The organism is Acetobacter conturbans (assembly GCF_011516755.1).
GTDB lineage: Bacteria > Pseudomonadota > Alphaproteobacteria > Acetobacterales > Acetobacteraceae > Acetobacter > Acetobacter conturbans.
Genome location: NZ_WOSY01000005.1, coordinates 189,766 through 216,491, shown reverse-complemented (window position 1 = coordinate 216,491; position 26,726 = coordinate 189,766). Strand labels below are relative to the sequence as shown.

The 26,726-nt window shown below is 58.6% G+C and carries 21 protein-coding genes; 11 read left to right on the top strand and 10 right to left on the bottom strand.

The genetic code is table 11. From position 1 onward, the window contains the following. Window positions 1-15 precede the first annotated feature (15 nt). The 4 genes from GOB81_RS07205 to GOB81_RS07190 all read right to left on the bottom strand — a co-directional run bounded on the left by GOB81_RS07205 (window position 16) and on the right by GOB81_RS07190 (window position 3,016). Window positions 16-804, bottom strand: a complete 789-nt coding sequence (locus GOB81_RS07205; protein ID WP_173569695.1) for a metal ABC transporter permease — start codon at window positions 802-804, stop codon at window positions 16-18. Continuing rightward, window positions 804-1,571, bottom strand: coding sequence for a metal ABC transporter ATP-binding protein (locus tag GOB81_RS07200; protein WP_173569694.1), 768 nt, complete (start codon window positions 1,569-1,571; stop codon window positions 804-806). Before GOB81_RS07200 ends, GOB81_RS07205 begins: the two co-directional genes overlap by 1 nt. Further along, complete coding sequence (locus tag GOB81_RS07195; RefSeq protein ID WP_173569693.1) at window positions 1,571-2,431, bottom strand: metal ABC transporter solute-binding protein, Zn/Mn family; 861 nt, start codon at window positions 2,429-2,431, stop codon at window positions 1,571-1,573. Before GOB81_RS07195 ends, GOB81_RS07200 begins: the two co-directional genes overlap by 1 nt. Before the next feature lie 135 nt (window positions 2,432-2,566). Then, the gene (locus GOB81_RS07190) at window positions 2,567-3,016 is read right to left on the bottom strand and encodes an Rrf2 family transcriptional regulator (RefSeq protein ID WP_173569692.1); all 450 of its coding nucleotides are present in this window, start codon (window positions 3,014-3,016) and stop codon (window positions 2,567-2,569) included. A 121-nt stretch (window positions 3,017-3,137) separates the two neighbouring features. Between GOB81_RS07190 and hmpA the strand changes: the two genes are divergently transcribed. Both hmpA and GOB81_RS07180 read left to right on the top strand, forming a co-directional pair. Beyond that, entirely contained in the window at window positions 3,138-4,352 is a 1,215-nt protein-coding gene (gene hmpA, locus GOB81_RS07185; RefSeq protein WP_173569691.1) for an NO-inducible flavohemoprotein, read from the top strand. A gap of 68 nt (window positions 4,353-4,420) precedes the next feature. Next, entirely contained in the window at window positions 4,421-4,627 is a 207-nt protein-coding gene (locus tag GOB81_RS07180) for a hypervirulence associated TUDOR domain-containing protein (protein ID WP_173569690.1), read from the top strand. A 57-nt stretch (window positions 4,628-4,684) separates the two neighbouring features. On the opposite strand, the gene GOB81_RS07175 is transcribed toward GOB81_RS07180, so the two are convergent. Next, complete coding sequence (locus tag GOB81_RS07175; RefSeq protein WP_173569689.1) at window positions 4,685-7,207, bottom strand: excinuclease ABC subunit UvrA; 2,523 nt, start codon at window positions 7,205-7,207, stop codon at window positions 4,685-4,687. Window positions 7,208-7,227: 20 nt separating this feature from the next. Continuing rightward, window positions 7,228-8,019, bottom strand: coding sequence for a deaminated glutathione amidase (locus GOB81_RS07170; RefSeq protein WP_173569688.1), 792 nt, complete (start codon window positions 8,017-8,019; stop codon window positions 7,228-7,230). Window positions 8,020-8,135: 116 nt separating this feature from the next. On the opposite strand from GOB81_RS07170, the gene GOB81_RS07165 reads away from it, so the two are divergent. After that, the gene (locus GOB81_RS07165) at window positions 8,136-8,417 is read left to right on the top strand and encodes a SelT/SelW/SelH family protein (RefSeq protein ID WP_173569687.1); all 282 of its coding nucleotides are present in this window, start codon (window positions 8,136-8,138) and stop codon (window positions 8,415-8,417) included. Window positions 8,418-8,944: 527 nt separating this feature from the next. Here GOB81_RS07165 and GOB81_RS07160 read toward each other — a convergent pair. Next, window positions 8,945-11,326 carry a TonB-dependent siderophore receptor gene (locus tag GOB81_RS07160; RefSeq protein WP_173569686.1) on the bottom strand — a complete coding sequence of 794 codons (2,382 nt, stop codon included), beginning with the start codon at window positions 11,324-11,326 and terminating at the stop codon, window positions 8,945-8,947. Between the two features lie 761 nt (window positions 11,327-12,087). Here GOB81_RS07160 and GOB81_RS07155 point away from each other — a divergent pair. From GOB81_RS07155 to GOB81_RS07125, 7 genes are all read left to right on the top strand, one after another. Then, complete coding sequence (locus GOB81_RS07155; protein WP_173569685.1) at window positions 12,088-12,975, top strand: MBL fold metallo-hydrolase; 888 nt, start codon at window positions 12,088-12,090, stop codon at window positions 12,973-12,975. A 440-nt stretch (window positions 12,976-13,415) separates the two neighbouring features. Next, window positions 13,416-13,622 carry a cold-shock protein gene (locus GOB81_RS07150; RefSeq protein ID WP_173569684.1) on the top strand — a complete coding sequence of 69 codons (207 nt, stop codon included), beginning with the start codon at window positions 13,416-13,418 and terminating at the stop codon, window positions 13,620-13,622. Between the two features lie 528 nt (window positions 13,623-14,150). Beyond that, the gene (locus GOB81_RS07145; RefSeq protein ID WP_338421332.1) at window positions 14,151-15,356 is read left to right on the top strand and encodes an arabinose transporter; all 1,206 of its coding nucleotides are present in this window, start codon (window positions 14,151-14,153) and stop codon (window positions 15,354-15,356) included. A gap of 15 nt (window positions 15,357-15,371) precedes the next feature. After that, window positions 15,372-16,730, top strand: coding sequence for an amidohydrolase family protein (locus GOB81_RS07140; protein WP_173569683.1), 1,359 nt, complete (start codon window positions 15,372-15,374; stop codon window positions 16,728-16,730). Beyond that, the gene (locus tag GOB81_RS07135) at window positions 16,730-17,794 is read left to right on the top strand and encodes an aldo/keto reductase (protein WP_173569682.1); all 1,065 of its coding nucleotides are present in this window, start codon (window positions 16,730-16,732) and stop codon (window positions 17,792-17,794) included. The genes GOB81_RS07140 and GOB81_RS07135 overlap by 1 nt, the downstream gene beginning before the upstream one ends. Window positions 17,795-17,870: 76 nt before the next feature. Beyond that, complete coding sequence (locus tag GOB81_RS07130) at window positions 17,871-19,061, top strand: L-dopachrome tautomerase-related protein (protein ID WP_173569681.1); 1,191 nt, start codon at window positions 17,871-17,873, stop codon at window positions 19,059-19,061. A gap of 818 nt (window positions 19,062-19,879) precedes the next feature. After that, the gene (locus tag GOB81_RS07125; protein WP_173569680.1) at window positions 19,880-21,055 is read left to right on the top strand and encodes a glycosyltransferase family 2 protein; all 1,176 of its coding nucleotides are present in this window, start codon (window positions 19,880-19,882) and stop codon (window positions 21,053-21,055) included. Window positions 21,056-21,177: 122 nt separating this feature from the next. On the opposite strand, the gene GOB81_RS07120 is transcribed toward GOB81_RS07125, so the two are convergent. Together GOB81_RS07120 and GOB81_RS07115 are read right to left on the bottom strand one after the other, a co-directional pair. Next, on the bottom strand, window positions 21,178-22,140 hold the full coding sequence (locus tag GOB81_RS07120; RefSeq protein WP_173569679.1) for an SDR family oxidoreductase: 963 nt from the start codon (window positions 22,138-22,140) through the stop codon (window positions 21,178-21,180). Next, the gene (locus GOB81_RS07115; RefSeq protein ID WP_242010115.1) at window positions 22,121-22,771 is read right to left on the bottom strand and encodes a DedA family protein; all 651 of its coding nucleotides are present in this window, start codon (window positions 22,769-22,771) and stop codon (window positions 22,121-22,123) included. Before GOB81_RS07115 ends, GOB81_RS07120 begins: the two co-directional genes overlap by 20 nt. A gap of 125 nt (window positions 22,772-22,896) precedes the next feature. Between GOB81_RS07115 and GOB81_RS07110 the strand changes: the two genes are divergently transcribed. Continuing rightward, window positions 22,897-24,855 carry a S9 family peptidase gene (locus tag GOB81_RS07110; RefSeq protein ID WP_173569677.1) on the top strand — a complete coding sequence of 653 codons (1,959 nt, stop codon included), beginning with the start codon at window positions 22,897-22,899 and terminating at the stop codon, window positions 24,853-24,855. Window positions 24,856-25,147: 292 nt separating this feature from the next. On the opposite strand, the gene GOB81_RS07105 is transcribed toward GOB81_RS07110, so the two are convergent. Further along, complete coding sequence (locus GOB81_RS07105) at window positions 25,148-26,491, bottom strand: MFS transporter (protein WP_173569676.1); 1,344 nt, start codon at window positions 26,489-26,491, stop codon at window positions 25,148-25,150. Between the last annotated feature and the right edge of the window lie 235 nt (window positions 26,492-26,726).

The window sequence follows — 26,726 nt, the reverse complement described above, 5'->3', positions numbered from 1 at the left end:
TGCCGTCTCCGGACATCACGCCGTCCGGTTAAACACGCCCGCCAGCAAAAACACCCCCACGCTCAGCACGGCGATCCAGAACGACACCGGCGCGTCGGTCCACCAGGACAAAGCCAGTCCGCCCCACGCTTCCGCGACCGCCAGCAGGGCCGCCGCCCCGATTCCGGCCAGAGGTGACAGCCCCAGCCTGTGGGCAGAAGCACCCGGCCCGACCATCAGCGTAAAGACCAGCAAGACGCCGGTAATCTGCGAGGACTCGGCGGTCGCAGCGCCCACCAGCATCAGGAAGAGCGTGGAGAGCAGGCGAATATTGACGCCACGCGCCTCCGCCAGTTCGGGCTGGAGACTGGCGAACAGCAGCGGGCGTGCCAGCAATGCCAGTGCCCCCCCGCCAATAAGGGTGAAGCCCGCAAGAGAGGCCAGCATCGCACGGCTGACACCCAGCACGTTGCCGAACAGCAGCGCATTGGCGATGGAGGCCGAGCGCGTCATCAGATGCAGGAACAGCACGCCGCAGCCCATGGCCAGCGACAGAACCAGTCCGATCGCCACGTCTCGTTGCGCCGTCTGCCGGTCGAGCACACCCATCGCGCCTCCCGCCAGAATCGCGGCGGCAAACAGGCCCGTGAGCGGCGACCAGCCCACCAGTGCCGCGCCCGCTGCTCCGGCAAAGGCGATATGAGACAGGGCGTGACCGGCGAAACTCTGGCCGCGCAGCACAAGGAACCAGCCCACCGGACCAGCCAGCAGCGCCACGAAAACGGACGCGCCGAAAGCCATCCGCATGAAGTCATAGGCGAACATCACAGGGCGTCCGCGCTGACCAGAAGCCGTCCGGACGGAGCGCGGCAGACTTCCACCGGCGCGCCGTAGAGCGCCGAAAGACCTTCCGTCGTCATCACCTCATCCACCGTGCCGAGCCGTGCCTGCCCGCGCGCCACATACAGCACGGAATCCATGACGCCCATCAGCGCATTGATGTCGTGCGCCGAGCAGATCACCGTCATGCCCCGCTGTTTCGCGATCCGTCCCAGACGCTCGGCCACATCCCGCATGCGAACCGGATCAAGGCTGGCGAGCGGCTCATCGAGCAGCAGCAGTCGGGGCCAGCCGATCAGGGCCTGCGCAATGAGGAGCCGCTGCCGTTCGCCCCCGGACAGCGCGCCCAGTCGGCGGTCGGCCAGAGCCGTGGCGTCCACCGCGTCCAGAGCTTCCCGAATGGCGAGCGTGTCGGCCCGCGACCGCCACGGAATTCCCCAACGGTTGCCGGACATACCGGAGCCCAGAAGGTCCCAGCCGGTCAGGGATGCGCCATTCCCGCCGCGACTCTGCGGCATGTAGCCAATCTGCGCCGAACACGCGCCGGGAGCGTCCCCGAGAACGGTGATCCGTCCTCTCGCCACCGGCTGCAATCCCAGCAATGCCCGCAACAATGTCGTCTTGCCGCCGCCATTCGGCCCGAACAGTCCGACGAAACACCCCTCAGGCACGGACAAGGAAACACCCGACAGGATGTCACGCTCCCCACGACTAAGCATCACGTTCTCGCAGGTGACGGCGGGTTCCGCCATCAGGCTCGACCACGCTTCAGGAGCGCCGCTTCCAGCTCATCCAGAATCGTACTCATCCAGCCCTGCCAGTGCATCCCCGGGGGCAATGTTTCGGTCACGGCGATGCTGGGCACCCCCGCCTCTTTCGCCACCTCCAGCAGTCGGGAAGCGGACGGCGTGACCGTCTGTTTGTTGTAAATCAGCAGCCGGAGCGTGCCATTGCGCAGATCGTTCTCGAACCGGGCCACCTCGGCGGGCCCGGGTTCAACATCGTTCATCACGGCTAGCTGAAAAGCCGTGTTTTCAGTCACCAGTCCAAGACTGTCGGTCAGGCGACCGAGCAGCGGTTCCGTAGCCGAAATCTTCATACCGGCGACCTGCTTCCGCAGCGCGGCGATGCGGTCTTCCAGTTGGGTGACGGTCTGCTCGAAAGCACGAAGGACGGGTGTGTTGCGAGGATCATCGCGCAGGGCGTGCGCTACGGCCTCGCCCACTTTCCCGACGACCACGGGGTCGAACCACAGATGCGGATTGTCGCCATCATGCCAGCCCGCGATATCGGCCACACGGATCGCCGGACGCACACCGGACAGACGACTCATCCAGGGGTCAAAACCGGCGCCATTGAGGATGACAAGGTCTGAATTCGCCACATCGCGGGCCGTCGTGGGCACCGGTTCAAACAGATGCGGATCGATATCCGGAGCGCTGAGAATGCTCTCCACCACCACATCCGTCCCGCCGATCTGCGCGGCGATATCGCCCCATACGTTTTCGGCTGCCACAATCCGCGTAGGCTGGGGTGTCTGATCCGCCGCACGGGCCGGGGCGACACCGAGACACAAAGCGACAAGCAGAAAGGGGAGCCGGGACGAACGCATGGCGAAAACCCCTAAAGGTTATGTTATACTGTATCAATAGGGATTGTGTGGATGTTACCTCTGTCGGAAGGAAACGTCGCTCTGATCCCGACGCAAGGTCGGGTCTGCCACCGTTTTCGGGCTATGCGGGAGCGTTCAGCGAACGAGGGCCACAGACAGTTTTTGCCGCTCCCATGCCCCGGCAACGTCCGCCAGTGTCCGATTGTCCAGAACATTCAGAAAGGCATCCATCGCCTCACCCAGCGTATGACGCAGGCTGCAATCGGGCATCAGGAGGCAGGAGCCTTCGCCTTCCTTCCTGTCCCGCTGCATACAGCTCACCACGGCGAAATCCTCTTCCGTGAAGCGCACGACATCACCGATGCGTATCTGCTCCGCCGGACGCCCCAGACGCAGGCCGCCCTTCCGTCCGCGGATCGTCTCGATGAACCCGCCGCCGCCGAGGCGATGGATGATCTTCACCATGTAATGTTCGGAGATGCCGTAGATCTCGGAAATTTCATGGATCGAAGACAACCGGTCTGGATTACTGGCCAGAAAGACCAGAGCGCGCAGGGCATAATCGGACTGAAGAGTAAGACGCATTGGAAAATGATAAACCAGCATGGCGGCCATGACCACACAAAAAGGTTTCTCTCATTGACACCTTAACGGGTCGCCGCTCATTAAGGTTACTATGTTAAACACCTTTAAGGATTGAAATCCGATGACTGCTCCTCTCGACGAAAAAACGCGCTCCATCGTCAAAGCCTGCGTTCCTGCTCTTGAGGCGCATGGTCTGGATATCACGAAGGAAATGTACCAGCGGCTGCTGGCCGATCCCGAGATCCGCGACCTGTTCAACATGTCGCATCAGAAAGACGGTGAGCAGCCTAAGGCGCTTGCGCTCGCGGTGTTGGCCTATGCCCGCAATATCGACACGCTGGGCAATCTCGGCGGCATGGTCGAGCGCATCACGCAAAAGCATGTCGGCCTGAACATCCTGCCGGAGCATTACCCGTATGTCGGCAAGGCTCTGCTCGGCGCGATCGAGCATGTGCTGGGCGATGCCGCGACGCCGGAGATCATGGATGCCTGGGCCAAAGCCTACTGGTTTCTTGCTGACGTGCTGATCGGTCGTGAAAAGCAGATTTATGACGAACACGAAGAGGCTCCCGGCGGCTGGACCGGCTGGCGCACATTCCGCGTCCGGTCCGTGAAGCAGGAAAGCAGCATCATCCGCTCGTTTGAACTGGTGCCGACGAATGGCAATCCGGTGATGAAGCACCTGCCTGGCCAGTATCTGAGTTTCAAACTGGAGATTCCCGGACATGGTCCGGAGCGCCGCAATTACAGCATCTCATCCGCCCCTTCGCCGGAGCACTACCGGATCAGCGTGCGGAAGGAAGACGGCGGCGTTGTCTCCTCATGGTTCCATGACACGGTGCAGGAAGGCACGGAATTGCAGGTGTCCGCTCCTGCCGGTGATTTTGTCTATGACCCGACGAAAGAGCAGAAAACGGTTTTCCTCAGTGCAGGCATTGGACTGACACCATTTATCTCTGCTGTTGAGGCGCTGTCATCCGACGAGAAAAAGTCGGTTCGCTTCATTCATGGTGCGCATACAGCAGGGACGGAGGCATTTGGAGCGGATGTCCGGAAGTTGGCTAAATCCGGCGTGTTGCAGGCAGATATTTTCTTCAGCACGGGAGTGCCGGAGAGTGCGGCGGTGCAATCAGGTGTTCGCTATCATGCTGGCCGCATCTCGAAAGCATGGCTGGCAACACAGATTGATCCTGACACGATCTATCGTATCTGCGGCCCGGACCAGTTCATGCGCGATATGGTCGAAACTCTGAAGGCAGCAGGCGTTCCGGCTGCGCAGCTGCGCTACGAATTCTTCGGTTCGGCTGCCGATGCAGATCTTCTGGCCGCCATCTGAGGGGCATGAGGTAAACGGTGGCAGGTGCAAAACCTGCCACGGCCTTCTGGTCAGGGGATAACTGGATCATGACTGATTTCAAAACAGGTGATGGTGTCTCATGGAAATACGAAGGCGGCCGCACATCCGGCACGATCATCTCTGTCCGAAAGGCACCGTTCGAGGTCAACGGCTATACGCACCATGCTTCCCCGGAAGAGCCGCAGTATGAAATCCGGTGCAGCAGGACAGGACATATCGCTTTTCACAAGGCTTCTGCTTTGACACCAGAATAATAGGTATCAAAGAAAGGCTGCTGCTTTTGTAGGGTCCGGGTTTTTGCCCCGGAAGCCCTACTCCGTGTAGCGCGCCAGAAACGGTGCGGTGACACTCCCTTCGCTATGAGCAACAGCCCGAGGCGTTCCTTCCGCCACGATACCTCCGCCCTTGCCGCCCGCACCCGGCCCGAGATCAATCACCCAGTCGCCTCGCGCCACAAGCCGCATGTCGTGCTCAGCCACAATGACGGTGTTCCCACTCTCCACCAGTTCATGAAGATGATCCATCAACCGGTCGGCATCAGCGGGATGCAATCCGGTTGTTGGCTCATCAAGAATGTAGAGTGTGTGACCACGACGCTGCTTTTGCAGTTCCGTTGCCAGCTTGATCCGCTGCGCTTCACCACCAGAGAGTTCCGTCGCGGGCTGACCAAGTTTGAGATGGCCTAGGCCACCGCGCTGAAGCGTGGTCAGGGCCTGCGCAGGGCCTGCGTCTTCGACAAAAAACACGCAGGCTTCATCGACATTCATGTCGAGAACTTCGGCTATGGAGCGCCCCCTATAGGTGACGTCGAGAATTTCGGGTTTGTAGCGTGCGCCATGACAGGCGGGACAGGGCGCATAGACACTCGGCAGGAACAGCAGTTCCACCATGGTCGATCCCGCACCTTCACAAGTTGGACAACGACCTTTCGGAAGGTTGAACGAGAAATGTCCAGCATCGTATTTGCGGGAACGCGCCAGATCGGTTCCTGCGTAGAGTTTACGAATGGTATCGAAAAGCCCAGTGTAAGTCGCAAGGTTTGAGCGCGGCGTGCGTCCGATGGGTTTCTGGTCAATCACCACAAGACGTTTGATAGTGCCCAGACCTTCGACAATCCGCCCTTCCGGATCTCCCGAGGGGGCAGAAGGAGCAAGAGATGTCTCTTCTTCCTCTGCTTCCGGCAACGCCTGACCGAGGGCTTTAGCCATAACAGTTGTGAGAACCTGACTGACCAGAGAGGATTTTCCGGAACCTGAGACACCGGTCACAGACGTGAACGTGCCAAGGGGAAAAGAAGCCGACAGGTTGTTCAGGTTATTCCAACTGATATCCTCAAGACGCAGCCAGCCGGAGGGTTTGCGCGGTGTGTGGTGAACGGCTGTCGTGGCCGCAAACACATAGTCCCGCGTGCGGGAGTTCTCGACAGCCTTCAGTCCTGCGAGCGGGCCGGAATAGAGCACCTCGCCACCGCGCGTTCCCGCCTGTGGCCCAACATCCACGACCCACTCTGCATTGCGCACGATATCGAGATTGTGCTCGACGAGGAAAAGAGAATTTCCAGCGTTGCGCAACCGGTCCAGCGCCGCAAGCAGGGCCTGTGTATCGGCGGGATGCAGACCGGCGGACGGCTCGTCCAGCACATAGACCACGCCGAACAGGTTGGAGTGAATCTGTGTGCCGAGGCGCAGACGCTGATATTCGCCGGGGGAAAGCGTCTGCACTCCGCGATCCATCTGGAGATAACCGAGGCCGAGATCTTCCAGCACGGCAATGCGCGCGATCATGTCCTCGACGATGCGCCCGGCGGCAATGGCGGTCGCATCCTGTGCCGGGTTGGCGTCCACCGAAGCGCGCAATGTCCCGGCGATGGTTTCCAGCGGCAATGCCGTCATGGCGGCGATGTTGTAACTGCCGAACGTCACCCGCAGCGCATCGGCGTTCAGGCGTTGGCCGTGACAGTCCGGGCAGTCGGTGGAGGTCATGAACGCCTCGACCCGCTTGCGCATCATGGCACTCTGCGAATTGGCGAAAGTCTGAAGAATGTAGCGCCGCGCACCGGTAAATGTGCCCTGATAGCCGGGTTCCAGCCCGCGTGAAATGGCATGCTTCACCTGCTCATGCGTGAAGCCGGGATAGACCGGATAAGTCGGCGTCTCGTCGGTGAAGAGAATCCAGTCACGTGTCTTTTTCGGCAGATCATGCCAGGGACAATCGACATCGACACCTCTGGTGACGAGGATGTCACGCAGGTTCTGCCCCTGCCATGCGGTCGGCCATGACGCGACAGCGCGATCACGGATGGAAAGGCTGTCGTCCGGCACCATGTTCGCTTCCGTCACGTCATGGATGCGGCCCAGCCCGTGGCAGCGTTTGCAGGCCCCCATCGGCGTGTTCGGCGAGAAGGATTCCGCTTCCAGCCGCGCCAATCCCTCGGGATAGGTTCCGGCACGGGAGTAGAGCATCCGCAACAGGTTCGAGAGCGTGGTGATGCTGCCGACGGACGAGCGCCCGGAGCTGCCGCCGCGCTGCTGCTGGAGTGCGATGGCGGGCGGCAGGCCGTCCACGCTGTCCACATCCGGCACGGGCATCTGCTGAAACAGGCGACGGGCATAGGGCGAGACGGATTCAAGGTAGCGGCGCTGCGCCTCGGCGTAGAGCGTGCCGAAAGCGAGTGAAGATTTTCCGGAGCCGGAAACACCTGTGAACACCACGAGACTATCACGTGGCAGGTCCACACTGACGTTTTTGAGATTATGCTCGCGTGCGCCCCGAACATGAACGAAGCCATCATCACGGCTCTGGATCAGGTTTTTCGTCTCGTTCAGGGTGTCCATGATAGCTCCGGCTGTGGTTTTCAGGTGTCGAGTTCGGGGTCTTTGAAACGGCGATTGGCGAGGACGGGCAGCGCCGCACGAGTCGTTCGGATGCGTTCGAGATCCACGCTGGCGAAGATCAGGTCCGGGTTGCTGCCGGTCCGGGCGACGGCGACACCCAGCGGATCGACCATCATGCTGCACCCGATATTGCGTGGGCCGCACTCACCGACAGCGGCCACATAGCAGGTGTTTTCCAGCGCTCGCGCCGTGACCATCACTTCCCAGTGCCACTCCTTGCCGGGGCCGCGCACCCATGCGGCGGGCACGGTCAGCAGGTCCGCACCCCGCAGAGCCAGCGAACGGGCGACTTCCGGAAAGCGCACGTCGTAACAGGTCATCAGCCCGACCCTGATGTCCCCGACCTGCACGATGGGCGGCAGGTCGGTGCCGGGGACGTATTCGTTCGATTCCTTCATGTTGAAGGCGTCGTACAGGTGCAGCTTGCGGTAGCTGGCGACCAGTCCCGCAGCGTTGAGCACGATCTGGCAGTTATGGGTCAGCACCGGCTCGGCGGGGGTAGCGATGCAGCAGATGATGGTCAGGTCTTTTCCCGCCAGCGCGTCGATCAGGCCGGTGACGAAGGGGCCGTCGAGCGGCTGCGCTGTGCGCACGGTGATGCGGGGATCGTTCATGTCCGCCGCGATGATGCTCTCCGGAAGAATAAGAAGCTTTGCTCCTTCCGCCGCGGCCTTGTCGATCAGCGACACGCACTGTGCGAGATTGGCGGTCCATTCCGGAGCGACGGCGAACTGTCCGAGGGCGACTTTCATCGGGGCGATCCTTCAGATGCGATCAGAGGTGTGGCGTTGCCGCAGGATGCTTTCTACGATGCTTCCCTGTCCGGGCGCAAAACCGGATCCATGCCATCCAGCAGGAAAGTCGGGCCATGACCGAAAAAGCTCACAGGGTTTCGATCCGTTACTGCACGCAGTGCAACTGGCTGCTCCGCTCCGCATGGATGGCGCAGGAACTACTCTCCACCTTCGGCACTCAGCTTTCCGAAGTGGCGCTTTGCCCTGACACTGGCGGGCGGTTCGAGATTCACGTCGATGATACCCTGATATGGGAGAGGAAACGCGACGGCGGTTTCCCCGGTCCGAAGGAGTTGAAACAGAAGGTCCGCGATGTCATCGATCCGGAGCGCGATCTGGGGCATGTGGACCGGTAGGGCACTGGACGGAGAGTTGAGTTTTTCTGGCTACTTGTCAGGGGGATATGCTGGAGCGGGGAGAGTAAGGAGGCATAGTATTTGCGCCTCAAGGCAACCACAACGATTCCGCCGTTTTACAGGCCTCGCACTCTCATTTAGCGATGCTTCAATCGCTCCCGTCGCTTTTACCTTGCTATGAGTGAGGGACAATCCACCTTCAGGAATGACGGTGCCGTTAGTGGAGAGGGATTCCACCCCTGTATCGAGTGATCAGCATGCCAACGCTGAGCAGAGATGTGTCGTATCAAGCCCCATTCTGGGCTCTCCTACGGACCAGAACAGCAGAACCCGTTACCGTCTTGTGAGACGCTGCCGGTTGAATGCTCAATGCTTTCACCGTTGGAAAATGTGCAAACATCTTTATCGCAGCAGAATGGGAGCCGAAATAAAATGGAAGCGCTTTTGCCATCCATTCAATGCAACAGGCTCACCACGGAATGTGATGAGCCTGTTGCGTTTTCTGTCTGATTTCCCGGGAAAGGTTATCAGAACTCCGCTGACAACGTGAAGTGGTAGACACGGGGCAATCCCGCATACAAGCTTGATGCCGCACCTGATGTGCCACTTGGCGACCCTGTATAAACAGATGCCCAGTACCGTTCGTTCGTAACGTTGCTGACACCAAAACGTGCCACCCACGGAAACTGGGCGACATGGAAAGCATAGCGTGTGCCCAGCTCCAGCGTTGTGTACGATCCGGTATGCAGCGTATTGGTGACGTTAGCCGCGCGGTTCCCCATATAATGGACACCAGCATTGAAGGCCCAGCGAGATGCGAAAGAGCCAAATGACAGCGGCAGGCGATAGTCCAGCAATATACTGGCCTGCAACGGAGCTGCGCCAACAATCTCCTTTTTGTTCAACGTGGACGACGCGGCATGGACCAGTTCGGCATCCAGCCAGGTCATGCCGGCGAGGACAGACAGGTTAGGCAGAACTTCGCCCGAAATTTGGGCCTCCACACCGTAATTGCGCTGCGTTCCGCCATATTGATAAGTCTGACAATTGCTCTTGGCCACGCAACCGGTCGGGTCCGTTGCGGCAACATACATGGCATAAGGCGACGTCATCCGAAAACCCGCAACGTTGAACTGCATTTTCTGATAACGGAATTTGTAGCCGACTTCATACTCTTCGGAGTGTGCAATAGGGAGTGCAATGTTTGTATTGGTATAACTTGTGCTGTTGGGCGTAACCGGACCAGCTTCAACCGACCGGCCATAGGTAAAATAGATGGTCTGATTATCGGTCGGCTTATACATCAGGCTGGTTGTCGGACTGAAAGCCGCTGATGTATCAAAGGTTTTTCTGAGTGGAGTGGTCGCGTTGAGAGCGCCTTCCTGATTGATCCAGCTCCAGGCGAGTGTACCCATGATCGACCAGTGTTTGTTTATTCTCAGTGTGTCGCCCACGATAAACGACTGACTGGTGACACTGCTGGATTTATAACGTCCGTGATAATAAGGCTGTGTTCCACTGGATGGTGAGGCACCGTAGAGATTGTAAGTTCCCAGGTTTTGCGCGCTCGTTACAGCCCCGACCGGATTATAATTTCCCATCATGTAACCGTTGGTGCCGATGACCAGATCATGCCTGATCGGCCCGGTATAAACACGACCATTGAAATAAGCCATGTTACTACCAACACGGAAATCATCCGCCGTGGTTGTGGCTGTTGCTTTGGAACTAAACCATCCATTACTGCCTTTCAGCCCGGAACAGGTTTTGCTGCCGTCGCACAACGTATCGGCCACACCAAAGGATTGCCTGGCGGCATCCTGATACAGGCCGCCCAGTGTAAAGCTCCAGTCCTCGTTGATCTGGTGTTTGATCTTGGCAAGGAAAGTATTGGTTTCCATATTATAACCGCTCCACTCAGGAGCCAGACGCTTACTCAGATCCGGAGCTTCGGGTAATTTACTCCCTCCCACCCCGGTCGACGGAATACCAAAGGCGGGGGCTGTGCCGCGCTGGTCGTATGTATAATGGCTGGCGTCAATTTCGATAACCGTCTTGTCGTCAAGATGGATATCGAAATCACCACTGACCATTTCCCGGCGGACCGAGCTTCCCTGTGTATAGGCCGTGCCATCGGCATGCAGCATGTTCAGGCGGTAACCAAACCAGCCATTTTTGCCCACACGACCGGAAATATCACCATTGACCGTGGGGGTGCCGATGGAATCCACGCCCACTGACAGGCGTTCGGTTCGCCGGTCAGTCGGGCGTTTGAGTGTATATTCAAAAACACCAGCGGGGTTTTCCGGTCCATACATCGCACCTGCGAGACCATTGAGGACTTGCAGATTATCGATCCATTCAGCCGGATAAGGCGTGGTGGAAACCACATTCAGGCCGTCAAGACGGGAGTTGGAGATCACGTCAGCCTCGAACCCGCGGGACTGCGGGCGAGACGTATTCGGATCACCACGAACTTCCATCTGCACCGATGGCAGATACTGTGCCAGGTCGTTGAGGTTGCGGATCTGCTGGTTGACCACGACGTCATGAGTGACACCCATGACGGAATAAGGCGTGTCCAGTGTGTCTCTATTGCCCAGAGGCCCAAGATAGACGGTCTTGTTCATATATTTGGCGCCGGTGCCATCTGCGGCATGATGACCATGAACATTCACCGTTTCGCCATTGGAACCATCCAGTATCCCGGCGATCGGAGTTGTGGCGACCGGTGTCCTGGCTGCCGACGTTTTGGTTGTCGGTGTTTTGGTAGCGGCCGTTTTTAAGGCGATCTGTTTGCCGGGAGTGCCCTGCGATGCGGGAGTAGGCGTCGCTGCCAGCGCCGAGGTTGTCAGCAGAAGGGCGCCAAACGTTCCTGTGACGAAAAAGGTATGAAAACGATCGTGCATAGATCTGGCGGGTCCGGAATATGAATAAAGAACAAGAGGTGTTCCTCTTCTGCCGTGCCTGAGGCAGGACTGTCCATATATCGCCGCGCATAAACCTATATATGAGTGAATATAATCACAGAGTGATGCCAAAATAATACAGGTCTGTTGAATCCCGGATGCAGGGCGCAAACGCTGTTTTGCGTATCAATCCGGAGAGGTGGGCTGTGAAGGAGCAATTCCGCGCACCGCTGCACATAGTCCTGACCGTTTGACAATGCGCGGGCGAAGCGCGGCAAATGACTTCTGGACGCCAAAGACCGAAAATAATGCCGAATGAGTGCTTGTAGAGATTATCCACATAAGGAGGGGCATGTACCGGTCCCTTTCACAAGGGCCTCCCTTGGGTCGTTCCTCTGTCATCCGGCCTGCGGAGCATGACACAGCACACACATTGACCATCCCTGCGCCGGATCGGCGGCGACACTACCAGTCGATGCTCGCATTGAAGGATCTCAGAAGACCTCATCTACGGCGTTTGCGAGATATCGGTTGAAGGAAGACCTTCCACATCCCCGGCTCATTCGGGCCAACTCACGCTGTGCCGCTACCGACGACGATCAAGCTACCCCCGGTCTCACCTATGAAAAACCTCGATATGGGCGACCAGCCGATGTTGACAGCGTCTATAAAGGGCTATTCTGATCATTGAATTCTCAAACCATGCTGGCCTATCCCCGTTTAACGCCATTCGAAGCATGCGACTGAAACGGAACACGATCATGGACAAGCCCCAGTGGCACACCGTCGGTGAGGCCCGCATCGTAAAAGTTCCGGACATGATGCTCGCCGCGCTTCCTCCCAGTCGCCTCCTTCCGGACTGGAACGACGATCAGGCGCAACAGGCTGGCCTCTGGCTGGCTGATACGCTTGATGCGCCTCAGACCCACGCGCTGCTGAGTGTTCATAGCTGGCTGGTCGAAGATCGCGGCCGGAAAATTCTGATCGACACTGGTGCGGGAAATGACAAGGCACGCCCTGCCGCCCCGTATTTCGATCACCTGCACACCACCTATCTGGAAAATCTTTCACAGACGGGCATTCAGCCCGAAGAAATCGATTTTGTCCTGCTGACTCATCTTCATGTTGATCATGTCGGATGGAATACACGCCTGCAGGATGGCGTCTGGTGTCCTACTTTCCCAAATGCCCGCTACCTCTTCTCGCGGGAAGAGTTTGAGTTCTTCAGTAATCCGGCCAACGATACCGAACGCAATCATACCAGCTTCATGACACGGGCGGACAGCGTGGACCCGATCGTCAACGCAGGTCTTGCCGATCCGGTTGAAGTCGATGGAACGGATGTCCTGGAGGGCTTTTCCTTTCATCCCACACCGGGTCACACGCCGCATCATGCGTCCATCGTCCTTCAGTCCGGGAGTGAACAGGTGCTCTTCACAGGGGATGTCATGCATCACCCGGTTCAGGTCATGTATCCCGAATGGAACTCCGTCTTCGACGCCGATCCCGAGACGGCCGTGAAATCACGCAAGTGGGCACTGGACTACGCCCGCACCCATGATGCGACACTGTTTACCTCACATTTTCCCCTCACATCGGCGGGACGGGTTCAGTCGGGCGCACCCCGGGATTGCTGGTCTTTCCTCTAACAAGCAGGTGTTCCCGACGATTTTTAAGCGTTCCCAGAGCAGACTTGCCAATGTCACGACCTTATTCGCCTTTCAGACGAACACGCCCGAAGATCAGTCATTGCCAAAAGTTCCCGCGCCAATCCGAGGTGGGTTACCGTGATCGGCACGTCCGATATCCCTCTCGAACGCATATCCAGCGGGAGCATGGCGCGGCGAAAAAGCAATGTATGAGGCCCGTGGAAACGGCTTGGCCGCCGAAGCTCCCGAGCACGCGTTACAACGCAAATCGTCGGGAGAGAGATTTTTGCTTGCATTTTCCTTTCTTTCTGTACATTTAACCGCAGAGTAGGTGCTTTTATCCGAGTCCTCGACGCGTGTTGTGTCAGTTCTTCTCCTTAAAAGTTATGATTTCGTGTGTGTTTTGTACACGACTACTATTGTTAAAAAGGAGCCTAGTTATGACAACAGGCACCGTAAAATGGTTTAACCCCACCAAGGGTTTTGGTTTCATTCAGCCCGACGACGGGGGTCAGGATGCGTTCGTTCATATCTCTGAGCTTGAGCGCGCCGGTATGCATACCCTTACCGAAGGTCAGCAGGTCTCTTACGAGCTCGAAGCTGGTCGCAACGGCAAGGCATCTGCTGTAGGCCTCAAAGCCATCTAAGGCTTTGAACTCACAGTTGTGATGTGTAGAAAGCCGCCCTCCGGGGCGGCTTTTTATTTGTACCAAAGCCACAGCAGTCAAAACCGGGACCCCGCATCCTCCCTGCTGGCCGCAAAGCCCTCCCAACAGACGGCACGACAGATCTGCCCCACACCTTCGGGCACCGCGCCTGCCATCTGAACAAAGACAGCCGGTTTCAATCATGCGGGTATCCGCTGACCCGATAGCGAACGGGCCACACGTTCTTCGCGACATACCCCTTCAAAAACATCCCCAATCTTCCGAACTGTCCTATTGGCGACGGCCATCCTCTCCCTCGCCTTTTCGGGATTGTCGCGACCCTGACCCTGACCTGATCACGAAATCGTCATGGGTCTGGCTCTTGGCAAATCGCCCTCGTCGCCGAAACCATGGGCTTCTCGTCTCCCTCGTATCCGCAGCCGCTGGCGTGACTCGTTTCCCGGCGGGTTTTCCAGGCTGGGGAGCAACGGCCGATACCGGCCTGCGTCCCGAAAGGAAGCTGGTCGCGTGCCTGAATCCGACAGCCAGATATTGATGGAAAAGGACAAGGCACCACGGCTGCTTGTCTGGCTGGCCGCGGCCCTGTTCCTGTCCTACCTCGCCGTCGCCATGTCGATGCCGACCACCTCGGTCTATGTCAGCACTGCGCTGCATATGAACAACGCGATGGCGGGCCTCGCTGTGGGGATCGCCTTCGTCTCGACCATCCTGACCCGCGGACTCTCGGGAAAGCTCGCGGACCACCGTGGTGGCAAGTTCTGCATGGTGTCCGGACTGGGATTTTACGCCGTCAGCGCCGTCATCTGCATGCTGGCCACAGAGATGACCTCACCCGTTTCCGCCTTTGCGGTCCTTGCGATCGGGCGTCTGGTGCTCGGGCTGGGCGAAAGTCTGACGGTGGTCGGGGTACTCGCATGGGCCATCGGCCTCATGGGGCATCAGCGTTCCGGACGCGTGCTCTCGGTGGTGGGGATGGGGATGTACGGGGCGCTGGCCGTCGGTAGCCCCATCGGGCTGAGTCTTTACGACCATGCGGGCTATGTCACGGTCAGTCTCGCCTGCCTTGTCACGCCTCTCATCGGTTTTGGCATGGCCGCCCCCGTGGCACCCGTTCTGCCGCAGCCCGGCAAACGCCAGCCACTGAGCACCGTCATCGCAAAGATTTCCGATCTGGGGTTTGTCGTATTTCTGCAAGGAATCGGCTTCGCCGCCATCGGAGCATTCATGCCGCTGATGTTCCTTCACCGTCACTGGCCGCACGCCAGCCTCGGCCTGACTTTTTTCGGCACGGCCTTTGTTCTTGTGCGCCTCCTGTGCGGGCACCTGCCAGACCGGCTGGGTGGCGCACGCGTGGCTCTGGCCTCCATGACCATAGAAACCAGCGGCCAGTTCCTCCTCTGGCAGGCTTCCGGCTCCACCGTCGCTTTGATCGGCGCTTTTCTTACTGGAGCGGGATGCTCAATGATTTTCCCTGCCATGGGTGTGGAAGTCGTTCGGCGCGTCTCTCCGCAGATGCGCGGCACCGCCATGGGAGGATTCGCCGCCTTTCAGGATCTGGCTTATGGCGCAACTGGCCCCCTTACCGGTCTGCTGGCCGATCATGCTGGCGATAGCGCTGTTTTTCTGGTGGGCGGTCTCGCCGGAGCCTGCGGTCTGGTGCTGGCGGCACGCCTCGCATGGAACGAACGTAATCTTGCTGCCGTTAGTTCATAAATCACGGAGATCGTCATGCGCCGCATTCTTCTGACCACTGCCGCTCTTGTCATGGGAGCGCCTGCTCTCGCGGCCCCGACATCCGTCCCGATTGCCCTGACGCATGTGCGCATCATCGACGGAACGGGGGCCGCTCCGATTGAGGACGCCACCGTCGTCATGCAGGACGGCCATATTCTCGCCGCTGGGAAGCATGTCGCCCTCCCGAAACACACGCGGGTTCTGGATCGCTCCGGCGACACCATCATGCCCGGCATCATCTCCGATCACAGCCATGTCGGCCAGTATGATGGCGTGACCACGGGATCCCGATTCTACACCCGCGACAATATCATCGCCGCTCTGAGCCAATATCGCCACTACGGCGTGACGACCGTTACAGCACTCGGCAACAACGTGCCGGACGTGTTCGATCCGCTCCGCAAGGATGCCCATGCCGGAAAGACGCCGGCCGATCTTTTCGGTGTCGATCAGGGAATTGGCGTTCCGCGGGGCGCTCCTCCTGTCGATCTTGAGCCTGACCAGCTTTTCCGTCCGAAAACAGCCGACGAAGCGCGGCAGGACGTTGACCGGATGGCCGATGAGGGCACCGATCTGGTCAAGATCTGGGTGGATAATTTTGACGGCACCCTGCACGTCAAGATGACTCCCGAAATCATCGCCGCTGTGGTGGATGAATCCCACAAGCGCAATCTGCGTGTCGCCGCCCACATTCACGATCTCCATGACGCTGAGCATGTGGTCGCGGCCGGTGTCGATATCCTTGCGCATGGTGTACGCGACAAGCCCGTGACCCCAGATCTGGTCGCAACGCTGAAGTCACGCGGCATCTGGTACATCGCCACACTGCAACTCGATGAAGCCAGCACGGCGTGGGCAGATCGCGCCCCGTGGACACAGACGCCGTTCACGATTGCGGGTCTTTCGATGCCTCTTCTGGATCAGGTCAGAGATCCGGCATGGCAGGCGAAGCACACCACCGGCAAGCTAGCCGATTTCGCCCGTACGTCTCTTGCGATGAACCTGCAAAATCTGAAAACGCTTTACGACGCTGGCGTAAAAATCGGTTTTGGCACGGATAGTGGCGCCATGCCGTTGCGGGTTCCCGGTGTAGCGGAACATCGGGAGCTGGACCTGACCGTTCAGGCCGGACTGACACCGCTGGAGACAATTCATATCGCAACGCAGAATGCTGCAGCATTACTCAATCTGCCTGATCGGGGCGTGATCGCACCGGGCAAAAGAGCAGACCTGCTCGTCGTCGCGGGCAACCCGGCGACCAATATCGCCGATGCCCACCAGATCGTTGAAACATGGGAGAACGGCACGGCCGTTTCCGGACCCCTCCCACTGAAAGCAAAAGGAGAGAACTGATGGAATATCGTCTTCTCGGCCGATCCGGCCTGAAAGTTTCCTCCCTCATTCTCGGAACCATGACGTTCGGTGGCAAGGGTGCGTTCGCCAAGACCGGCAACACCGATCTTGATGGCGCGCGTCGCCAGATCGACATGGCGCTGGATGCGGGTGTGAACATGCTCGATACCGCCGACATTTATTCGGATGGCGTGTCAGAAGAAATTATTGGAGAAGCCCTCGACGCGGCCCGTCGGGATCGCCTCCTGCTGGCGACGAAGGCACGCTTCCCGACCGGCTCCAAAGGACCGAACGAACGCGGCCTGTCGCGTCATCATCTTATCCGGGCCTGTGAAGCCAGCCTGAAACGCCTGAAGACCGACCATATCGATCTTTACTGGTGCCATGAATGGGACGGTGAAACACCGGTGGAGGAGATGCTGGCAGCTCTCGATCACCTGCAACAATCGGGCAAGATCGGCTATATCGGTGTTTCGAATTTCTCCGGCTGGCACATCATGAAAATGCTGAATGCCGCAGAACGAAATGGAACGGTGCGCCCCATCGCCCAGCAGATTCACTACACTCTGCAGGCACGCGAGGCGGAGTATGAACTGCTCCCCATTGCAGTCGATCAGGGAGTCGATGCGGTCATCTGGTCGCCCCTCGCAGGCGGTCTGCTCACCGGAAAATATCGGCGCGGCAAGCCGGAACCGGAAGACACGCGCAAAGCGGCGCACTGGGACGAGCCGCCTGTGCGCGACGTGGAAGCGCTTTACGACATTGTCGAGGTTCTTATCGAAGTCGCCACGCATTATGACGGCGCTACTCCGGCACAGGTTGCGCTCGCATGGCTTCTTGGGCGCTCGGGCGTCGCCAGTGTAGTCATCGGTGCCCGCAACAATGAACAGCTTGCCGATAATCTCAAATCAGCATCCCTGACGCTGAATGCGGAGGATATTGCGAAACTGGAAGACGTCAGCCGCCCACCCCTCCTCTATCCTTACTGGCACCAGTGCTCCACTGCATCCGATCGCCTTTCCGCAGCGGATTTGACACTTCTAAAGCCATTTCTGAAGAAATAAGGAGTCAGACGTGACGATGCGAGACACTCTCCTCACAGGTCGCCTTATCAGACATGCTGATGACCCACCTCGAAACATGTCGGTATTTTTTCCGAACAACGCCATTTCAAAACGAAAACACAGCGTCTGGTTCAAGGCCGCCGCCTGTTTCATCCCACTCTGCCTGACATCTGTCTCGCATGCGGCGTCTCCCACCATCACCAACAATCACGACCCTGCTTTTGGACAACAAGGGAAAGTCGAAATCATAGCCAGCATCCCGTCACCGTGCCCGTCAGGGATCGCGGTGGTGAACAACAGGCTTTTCCTGACCTTTCCCAAGCATGACGGCGACCATACCGGTCCGGTTCTTGCCGAGTGGAAGAATGATCGTCTCATCCCTTTTCCATCCGCAGCCTTTTCCGCTGCTACGGACGGCGCACCCGATCAGCATCTGGTGTCACCGCATGGAATGACGACTGATAGCAAAGGCAATATCTGGGTTATTGATGATGGAAAGATCAAGAATCATCCGATCCCGCCGGGGGGTGCTAAAGTTGTCGGCATCAATCCCGCTACAGGCACGATTATCGCCAGTGTCGTTCTAAAGGATGCCCTTCTTCCCGGCAGTCACATGAACGATTTGCGGATCGACCTCACGCATGGGGAAAAAGGCACTGCCTTCATCGCTGACAGTTCGTTCGACGGCCATCCGGCTCTCGTCGTTGTCGATCTTGCGACTGGCAGGCAGAGACGCGTTCTCGAAGGCACGGTTTCAGTTCTACCTGACAAAGGCTATCAGACCGTTCTGGACGGTCGCGTTCTGCACTATGATCCGAAAAACCCGAGTTTTCCGGCAGGTGGTGCGGACGGAATCACGCTTTCTGCCAGTTCCGATACGCTGTTTTACGCGCCACTCGCCAGTCGTCGGCTTTACACGCTGCCAACGGGGAAACTGGCTGATTTCTCAGTGACATCCGCAGAACTGGCATCGCTCGTCGTGGATGAAGGGGAGAAAGGGGCTGCGGATGGTCTGGCCACCGATCCGTGGAATCGCATCTACACGACCGCCGCCGATCATGACGCTATCTTTCGACGCAACCCGGACGGTAGTTTCGATCTGATCGCCTCTGACCCACGCTTCGTATGGCCGGACGGAATTTTCGCTGATCATGACTTCGTCTATGTCGTTCTCGGTCAGTGGTCTCGACTGCCACGCTTCCATGATAATCACGATCTCCGCAAACCGCCTTTCCTGGTTGCACGTATGCCGATTTCCGCTCCCTGAACCGGGCCCTTACGCTAACAGCGGTCCGGGGTGTTCTCAGGGTGGAGGTCGCTTCGATCGTAAGTGCAGGGTTCCTTCTTTTCCATGGCTGTCTTTCCGTGTCACAGGCAGCCTGTTCCCCCGACAGCACTGGACCGTTTCTGACTTCCGGTAATGGGCCCCTTTTATTCGGGAACACTGTATGGCCTGCGTTGACGGGACCGGCTTTCGTTCAAAGGCTGTTTCAAAAGCTCTCTACTGAGCGCAACTGCCCCTGAGGGTGTGTGCGACCGATGTGGTTTTTGAGCACTTAAACGAAACGGTCATACGGGCCGTGAGCATCGGAGCGTGAAAACGCGCGTCGCTGCGCCAGCGGAGAACTTTTGAAACAGCCTGTCAGTCTTCCGTCCGCCATGTACGAACGCATAGGCACCCAATCTTTCGAATGGATGAGAGAACAGGCAGCGGCGTTCTCTCATCCACTTCCAAAAAATTTCCACAACACGAGGATCATCCTTCCTTCCGAGGCCCCGTTCATGGGTCTGAAAAAGTGTCCCACGTCGCACCCAGTCCTGAGCAGCCCGATGGTCACGCATGAGAAGCCGTGAGCATAAACCAGCCTGCAAAGATCAAAGCATTCAACGGAAAGCTGGCTGCCTCCGCTTTTCATCCCTGCTTTCTATCCACCTGCCATAAACTGGCCTAACATCAGGCTCGACCATAAGGCCGCTTCCGGCAGAAGCCCTTGAAAATCAGTTTCCGATCTCTGGATTGACTTGATATTTTTGGCCAATCATAAAGACTTAAACAGCCTGCGTATCAAAAGGATTATTTCTATAATGCCTTCCCATCGCATCGACGTTCTGATGACGACCTATAACGGCGCGCAATTTTTACCGCAGACTTTGAACAGCATTCTGAACCAGACGTTCAAAGACTTCAGACTGATCATTGTCGATGATGGCTCCACAGACAATTCACCCGAAATACTGTCGGATTTCTGTAAAAAAGATAGTCGGATTCAGGTTGTAAGGCAGGAAAACAGGGGAATTGTGCCCGCGTTGTGTAATGGCCTCACGCTTTGCGAAGCGCCTTTTCTGGCACGGCACGATGCGGATGACATATCCGATCCCACTCGTTTTGAGCGTGAACTTGCCTATCTGGAAACTCACCCCGATTGTGTCGCTCTCTCAGCGCAGGCACGATATATCGATGCGGATAGCGCAGATCTGGGGGTCGTCACCGCTGTCAAGGATCTGAATCTGGCTTGCGATGATTCCCTTCCGGCGCATGAACCTTATCTTCTGCAACCCCTTCTCATGGCAAGAAGCGAGGCAGTCAGATCTGTCGGAGGCTACCGCCATTTAACCGTCTCCGAGGATTCAGATCTTTGCTGGCGCCTACAGGAGATTGGACGACTGCATATTCTCCCGGAGGTTCTGGGATCATACCGACGCCATGCGAACAGTATCACGACAACGTCCGTCATGCGCGGTCGACAGATAGCGATCTGGTCTCAGCTGGCGGCACTTTCCGCCCAGCGCAGACGGCATGGGAAGCCGGACATCACGTTCAGTGAAGACCTGATGCAGAAATTAAATGCTGAATCCACACTGGAAGGCATGATGAAAGTCGCGCTACCCGTGTGCATGACTGAGGAACGGTCATGGTTTTCAATGGCTGTGTGCGCCAAATTACTCGAAGTCTGTTATTACCGACCGTATGAACCCGACAGATCCGATATTATTTTCATCAAAAAAACAATCAACGCCAACAAAGAACTATACAATTCAGGAAAAGGCGATTTCCTCAAACGCGCAATGCATGCTGCTTCTTCAAGGTTATTGATTGAAGGCCGGATCGGAGATGCATTGAGTTTAACAGAATGGCAGCGCTGGCCATCACTGGTTCCGCGGACAATTCTGCGCGTCGTTTTGTCAGAAGAGACCCGTGTTCGTATCAGGCGTTTTCTCGCCCGCAGCAAAAAGAGCAATACAAATAGTGGAGGCCTGTAATCTTTCCGATTATGACAGGCATATTTTCCACGAATTACAGTGGGTGCCCCGAACAATGCCGGGGCACTCGATAGAATATCTACTCAGGAAAAGCTTCTGCCTTTCCTATCTTCTTTCGGCTGTCACTCAAACGAAACCCCGGTCAGTCGTTCCGAGATCTCCCACAAGCGACGTGCGGCCCGCAAATCTTTCCCCGCAGGCGGCACGACCGTCAGGCCCGGCACGCCTTTCCGTTCGCCTGCCCCTGTTGGTCCGTAATAATCGCCATCCTGCGCCAGCGGGGATGCGGCGGCGTAAAGGAACGGCTCGGCCCCACAGGCCGCCGATTGTCCGAACCAGCGAAACGCCAGCGCGGAACCGACTTCCATAATCCACGAACTCAGTTTCGCCCTGCCTGAACCCAGCCCATTCTGGACAATCTGCGTCTGCGCCCAGCCCGGATGGGCGATGCGCGCATGCAGGTTCCAGTTGTTGAGCTTTGCCCGACGTGCGAGTTCCTCCCCAAACAGCAGGTCCGAAAGCTTGCTCTGGCGATAGGCATCGAAGGGGGAATAACGTTGCCTGAACTGAAGATCGTCAAACCGGATGCGTGCTTTCCATGCGGCGAGACTGGCGACCGCAATCACCACCCCACCACCGGAAGAGGCTTCCAGCAGCGGTTTCAACCGGCCTGTCAGGGCAAAATGCCCCAGATGATTCACGCCGAACTGCAACTCGAATCCATCCTCCGTCTCCTGCCTGACGGGAGGAGCCATGACACCGGCATTGTTGACCAGCACATCGACGGCGGGCACCCGATCGCTCAGGACGCGGGCAAAGGCTTCGATGGACGCCAGCGATGCGAGATCGAGGTGGATCGGCTCCGCCACCGCGCCGGGCACGCGGTTTTTCAGGGCAGCAAGAGCAGTGGCGTTCCGTTCCTCGGAGCGGGACGCCAGAATCACGCGCGCGCCGAGGGCCGCCAGTCCGCAGGCGGTTTCCAGCCCAAGACCGCTGTTCGCGCCCGTGACCACGGCCACGCGGCCATCAAGCCGGTTAAGCGTGCGCAGAAATGCCGCGTGCTGCTCAATTCTGTCCGTCAACATCCAGTTCCTTTTCCATGCCCGCGATCAGTCTCTTATCTGTCTTGGCAGCCTGCATCGCTTCGGCCGTCAGACGACGCTCATTCTTCTTCAGGAAAAGCATGATCGTCCCGCCGACCACCAGCGCCAGCGGAATGGCCACCCATGCCAGCGGCCCGGAAAGCTGCATGGCTTCATGACCGAGATAATACGCAGCCAGCGTATAACCACCGGCCCAGCAAAGACCACCAAGGGCATTATGTGTCAGAAACGTATGCCAGGGCATCCGGTTCGCACCCGCCAGCAGCGCCACGAACACGCGGAGAACGGCGATGAAGCGGCCAAAGAAAACCACCGATCCGCCGTGTTTTCGAAAAATGTATCGCCCCAGCAGCAGGCGGTCCGGCGTCAGCCCCACGCGCCGTCCGTAACGGTGCAACAGGCGGAAGCCGCATTCCTTGCCGATCAGATAGCCGAAATTGTCGCCCATGATGGCACCGCTCACGCCCGCGCCAACAATACCCCAGATGTGGAGCTTGTGCGTCGTCGCGGCATAAAGGGCTGAACTGATGAGGATACTTTCCGCCGGCAGGGGCAGCCCCATGCTCTCCAGCATCACTACCACGCCGATGACGCCGTAGCCGTAGTGGGTCATCAGTGTGTCCAGATAATGTAACAGCGTGACATATCCCGAGAGCTTTGAGGAACCTGTCAGGAACCGTCTGGACAGGCTCCTGTCAACCCTGCAAACCCGTGGTGTCATCGGTCAGGAGAGGTTTCATGACCCGTCAGCCCCGTCCATGCGGCACATGGCCGTCACCCGTCACCCCATCGCTCGCCTGTGGAAAAACCGTCACGCTGTCCGGCGTCAGCACGAGTGGCGACAGGGTGCTCTGGCTTGAACGCCGTCCGTCCGAGAAAGGGCGGACAGTCCTTGTTCTGTGGCAGGACGGCACAGAGCCCCGTGACCTGACACCAGCCGATGTGGATGTCGCCACGAAGGTCCATGAATATGGCGGTGGCGCCTATGCCGTGCAGGACAACGCCATCGTGTTCAGCAACCGGATCGACGGCAGCGTCCATCTGCTGGATCTCGAGGGTGCACCCCAGCGTCGCCTCGCGGGCGGGGCAGCGCTGCGTTACGCGAGTTTCGCCTTCGCGCCCGATGGCAGGACTATCTTTGCCGTCCGAGAGGATCATCGCCCAGATGGGGAACCGGTGAACACCCTTGTCGCGCTTGGTCTGGCGCCCCCTTCGGAAACCATCATCGCCGCAGGTGCGGACTTCTATTCCACGCCGACACCGTCCCCGGACGGCACCCGTCTCGCCTGGATCGAATGGGATCATCCGGCCATGCCCTGGACCAGCACGCGCCTCTGCGTGATGGATCTGGCGGATCCGTCCTCCCGCCGCGTCCTCGGAGGAACCGCACGGCAAGAGTCCCTGACCGAACCGCACTGGGCCGATCCTCACTCCCTGCTCGCCATTTCGGACCGCAGCGGCTGGTGCAATCTCTGGCGCTTCGACCTGACGAATGGCGAGTGCGCGCCCGTCTGCCCGATGGACGCCGAAATCGGCCAGCCTCACTGGGTTTTTGGCCAGCGCAGCTATGCGCTTCTGCCTGATGGTCGTGTGCTGGCACTCGCCGTGCGGAACGGACAGACCCAGACCATCCTGCTCGCGCCGAACAGCGACGGCTACAATGTCAGTCCCCTCGCTCTGGGATTGCCTGAGCAATGCCCGTGCCCGTTCGGCGAGCAGTTCGCATGGCTTGATGCCCCTGCCGATGCGGCCCCCCGCGTGGTGGTCGGCACGCCGGGCACTCCGCCCCGCGTTCTGCGCGCGGCGACAACGCTGCCCTTTGGGCGCGACGACATTGCGCTGCCGGAAAGCATTCCTTTTCCGCTCGCCGATGGCACGCCCGGTCATGCCTTCTTCTATGCGCCCGCCAACAGTCGCTACAGCATGCCCTATGGCGAACTGCCACCGATGATCGTCACGGCGCATGGCGGCCCCACGGCGCGGGCCCATGAAGGGTTCTCATTCAAGGTGCAGTGGTGGACCAGTCGCGGCTTCGCGGTGCTGGACGTGAATTACAGCGGGTCCACCGGCTTTGGTCGCAGCTATCGCGAACGGCTGGACGGGCAATGGGGGGTGCGGGATGTGGAGGATTGCATCGCCGCCACCACATCCATGGCAACGAGCGGCCGTGTCGATCCTCAACGAATCGCCATCCGTGGCTCCAGCGCGGGAGGACTGACGGTTCTCTCCGCCCTCGCCAGTTCGGATATTTTCGCGGCAGGCGTCAGTCTTTACGGCGTGACCGACCTGCGCACGCTTGCCGAGGAAACGCACAAGTTCGAGGCGCGGTATCTCGACAGTCTCGTGGGGCCGTGGCCGGATGCCGAAGCCGTCTATCGGGCGCGGTCTCCGCTTTTCATGGCCGACCGCATCCATGCGCCCGTCCTGTTCCTGCAAGGGCTCGACGATACCGTGGTGCCACCGGCACAGGCCCGTTCGATGGTCACGGCCTTGCGAAAGAACGGCGTAACCTGCCCGCTTGTGGAATTTCCCGGGGAAGGCCACGGTTTTCGGGGAGAGGAAACGCTGCAACGGGCGTTCCAGATCGAACTGGCGTTTTATGGGCGCGTGTTCGGGTTCGTGCCTGCGGACGTGACGCTATCGGATGCTGACACGACGCTGCTCAATGAGGTTGTCGCGACACGGCAGCCTTCCTGAACCGGACAGAGAATACTGCCTCCGCCCTCCGTATGGGGTGGGCATCGGCGTCAGCCACATATCGAGCGCGAGAGAGTCCGGGCCTGCCCCTCATGGGCCTGCGATCTCTTTGATATCCCGGGGTCAAAACCGGGATGAAGAGGGTCGCAAATTCTTGCTGGCAAAAAAGTGGACGTTCAGTTTGCTTCCCTGCCCGCGCTTTGGTTGGCGGGAAAAAAGTCTCTGTACGCAGTCAGGGCCGCGCCGGAAACCCGGCGCGGCCCTGAACAACCATCACACGGAACTCAATGCGTCAGACGGCATGTTCCATGGCATAGGCCTCGCGATCCCGGAGCGTGTGTTTCTTCTCCAGCATCTCGGTGTGACGACGTGCTTCCGGCGAAATGCGGAGGCAGAGCGTGAGGATACCAGCGGCCAGATACAGGCCGGAGAAGCTCCAGATCACGCCCTCGAGCCCCATACCGAACCAGGATTCACAGATCCCGACGACAGCTGGACCCACCCACGTGCTGGCACCTGCGCCAAGACCGAGGATGGAGAGTGCTGCGGCTTTTTCCTTCGGGCAGATGAGCGGCATCAGGCCGGACATCGGCACGAAGGCTGCGACCGTTCCACCGTAGATAAAGCCGGCAAGGGCCGCGAGCGGGAAGTTACCCGGATACCACAGCGGCACGTAGTAGAAGAGAGGAATGGTCACGCAGCATCCGACGCAGCCACCGACCGCCACGACAAAACGATGACCCAGCTTGTCGGCCAGCATCCCCGCGACAAGATTGAACAGGATATTGCCGAGGAAGATCAGCGACAGCAGATCGAGCCACTGCGCCTGCGAGAAATGCAGTTCATCGACAAAAAAGGCGGGCATGATGGCGAGGAAGGCATATTCCGAAGACGTGTTGATCGTCCGGATGATGCCTGCGGCCATCGTCTTGGGCTCGCGCCATGTGATGCTGATCGACCCGAAGAAGGCTTTTTTCCTGTCAGTACCGGCAGGCAGAAGAGACTTCGACCCGGTAGGCTCCCGGACGAGCAGCAGCGCCACCAGACCACCGAGGATGACGAGACCCAGCGAGCACCAGAACGTAGCGAGTTCGCCGATAGAGGGAATGGTGTAGCGCGCAAACTGTGAACCGAGCGTGGGCAGGCCCGCAGAGAACGAGAACCAGAACCAGCCGGCGGCCGACCCGAGCATCCGGGCGGGAGTCACGGCGGCGATCCACACGAGGAAACCGTAGGCAAACAGCGGATAGGCAAAGCCGCGCAGCGTGTAGAACAGCAGCGTCATGGTCAGGTTGTCAGGTCCGAGCCCCAGCGACAGAAAGCCGACTTCCAGGACGGCCCACATGACAAGACCAGCCCACATGGTGCGGCGTGGCCCATACAGATCCGAAAGGGGTCCGGCGAGCCATGCCGAAATCATGACGCTCACGCCATAGGTGGTGAACATGAGGTTCACATCGCCCTGGGTGTGGCCATGGTGGAGCATGTAGGTGTCGAGATAACCAGCTTCCACGCCGTCACCGACCATGAAAAGCAGCAGGCCGATGAAGCCAAAAAGCAGGGGCCGGGGGATACCCAGAAGCGCGGCCAGGCCACGTTGTGCTGTGGATGTCGTCTGAGGGCCTGTCTCTGGCAAGACGCTCTCTCCTTATGAAATTTTTATCGCAGCCTGCGGAAAGCGTGGAAATCGACCGAAGCCGGGAGCAGGTGAGCATGACGCGCGATTCCGCAGACGGCAGACGAGCCATTGGACTGCACACACGAAAACAGAATCATGCGCCATTATCTTGAAGTAGAATTGAAGCTTTCTTCGGCCTTCATATAGAAACACGATATGAACTTCAATATATTTTTTACAAATAAACAAAATT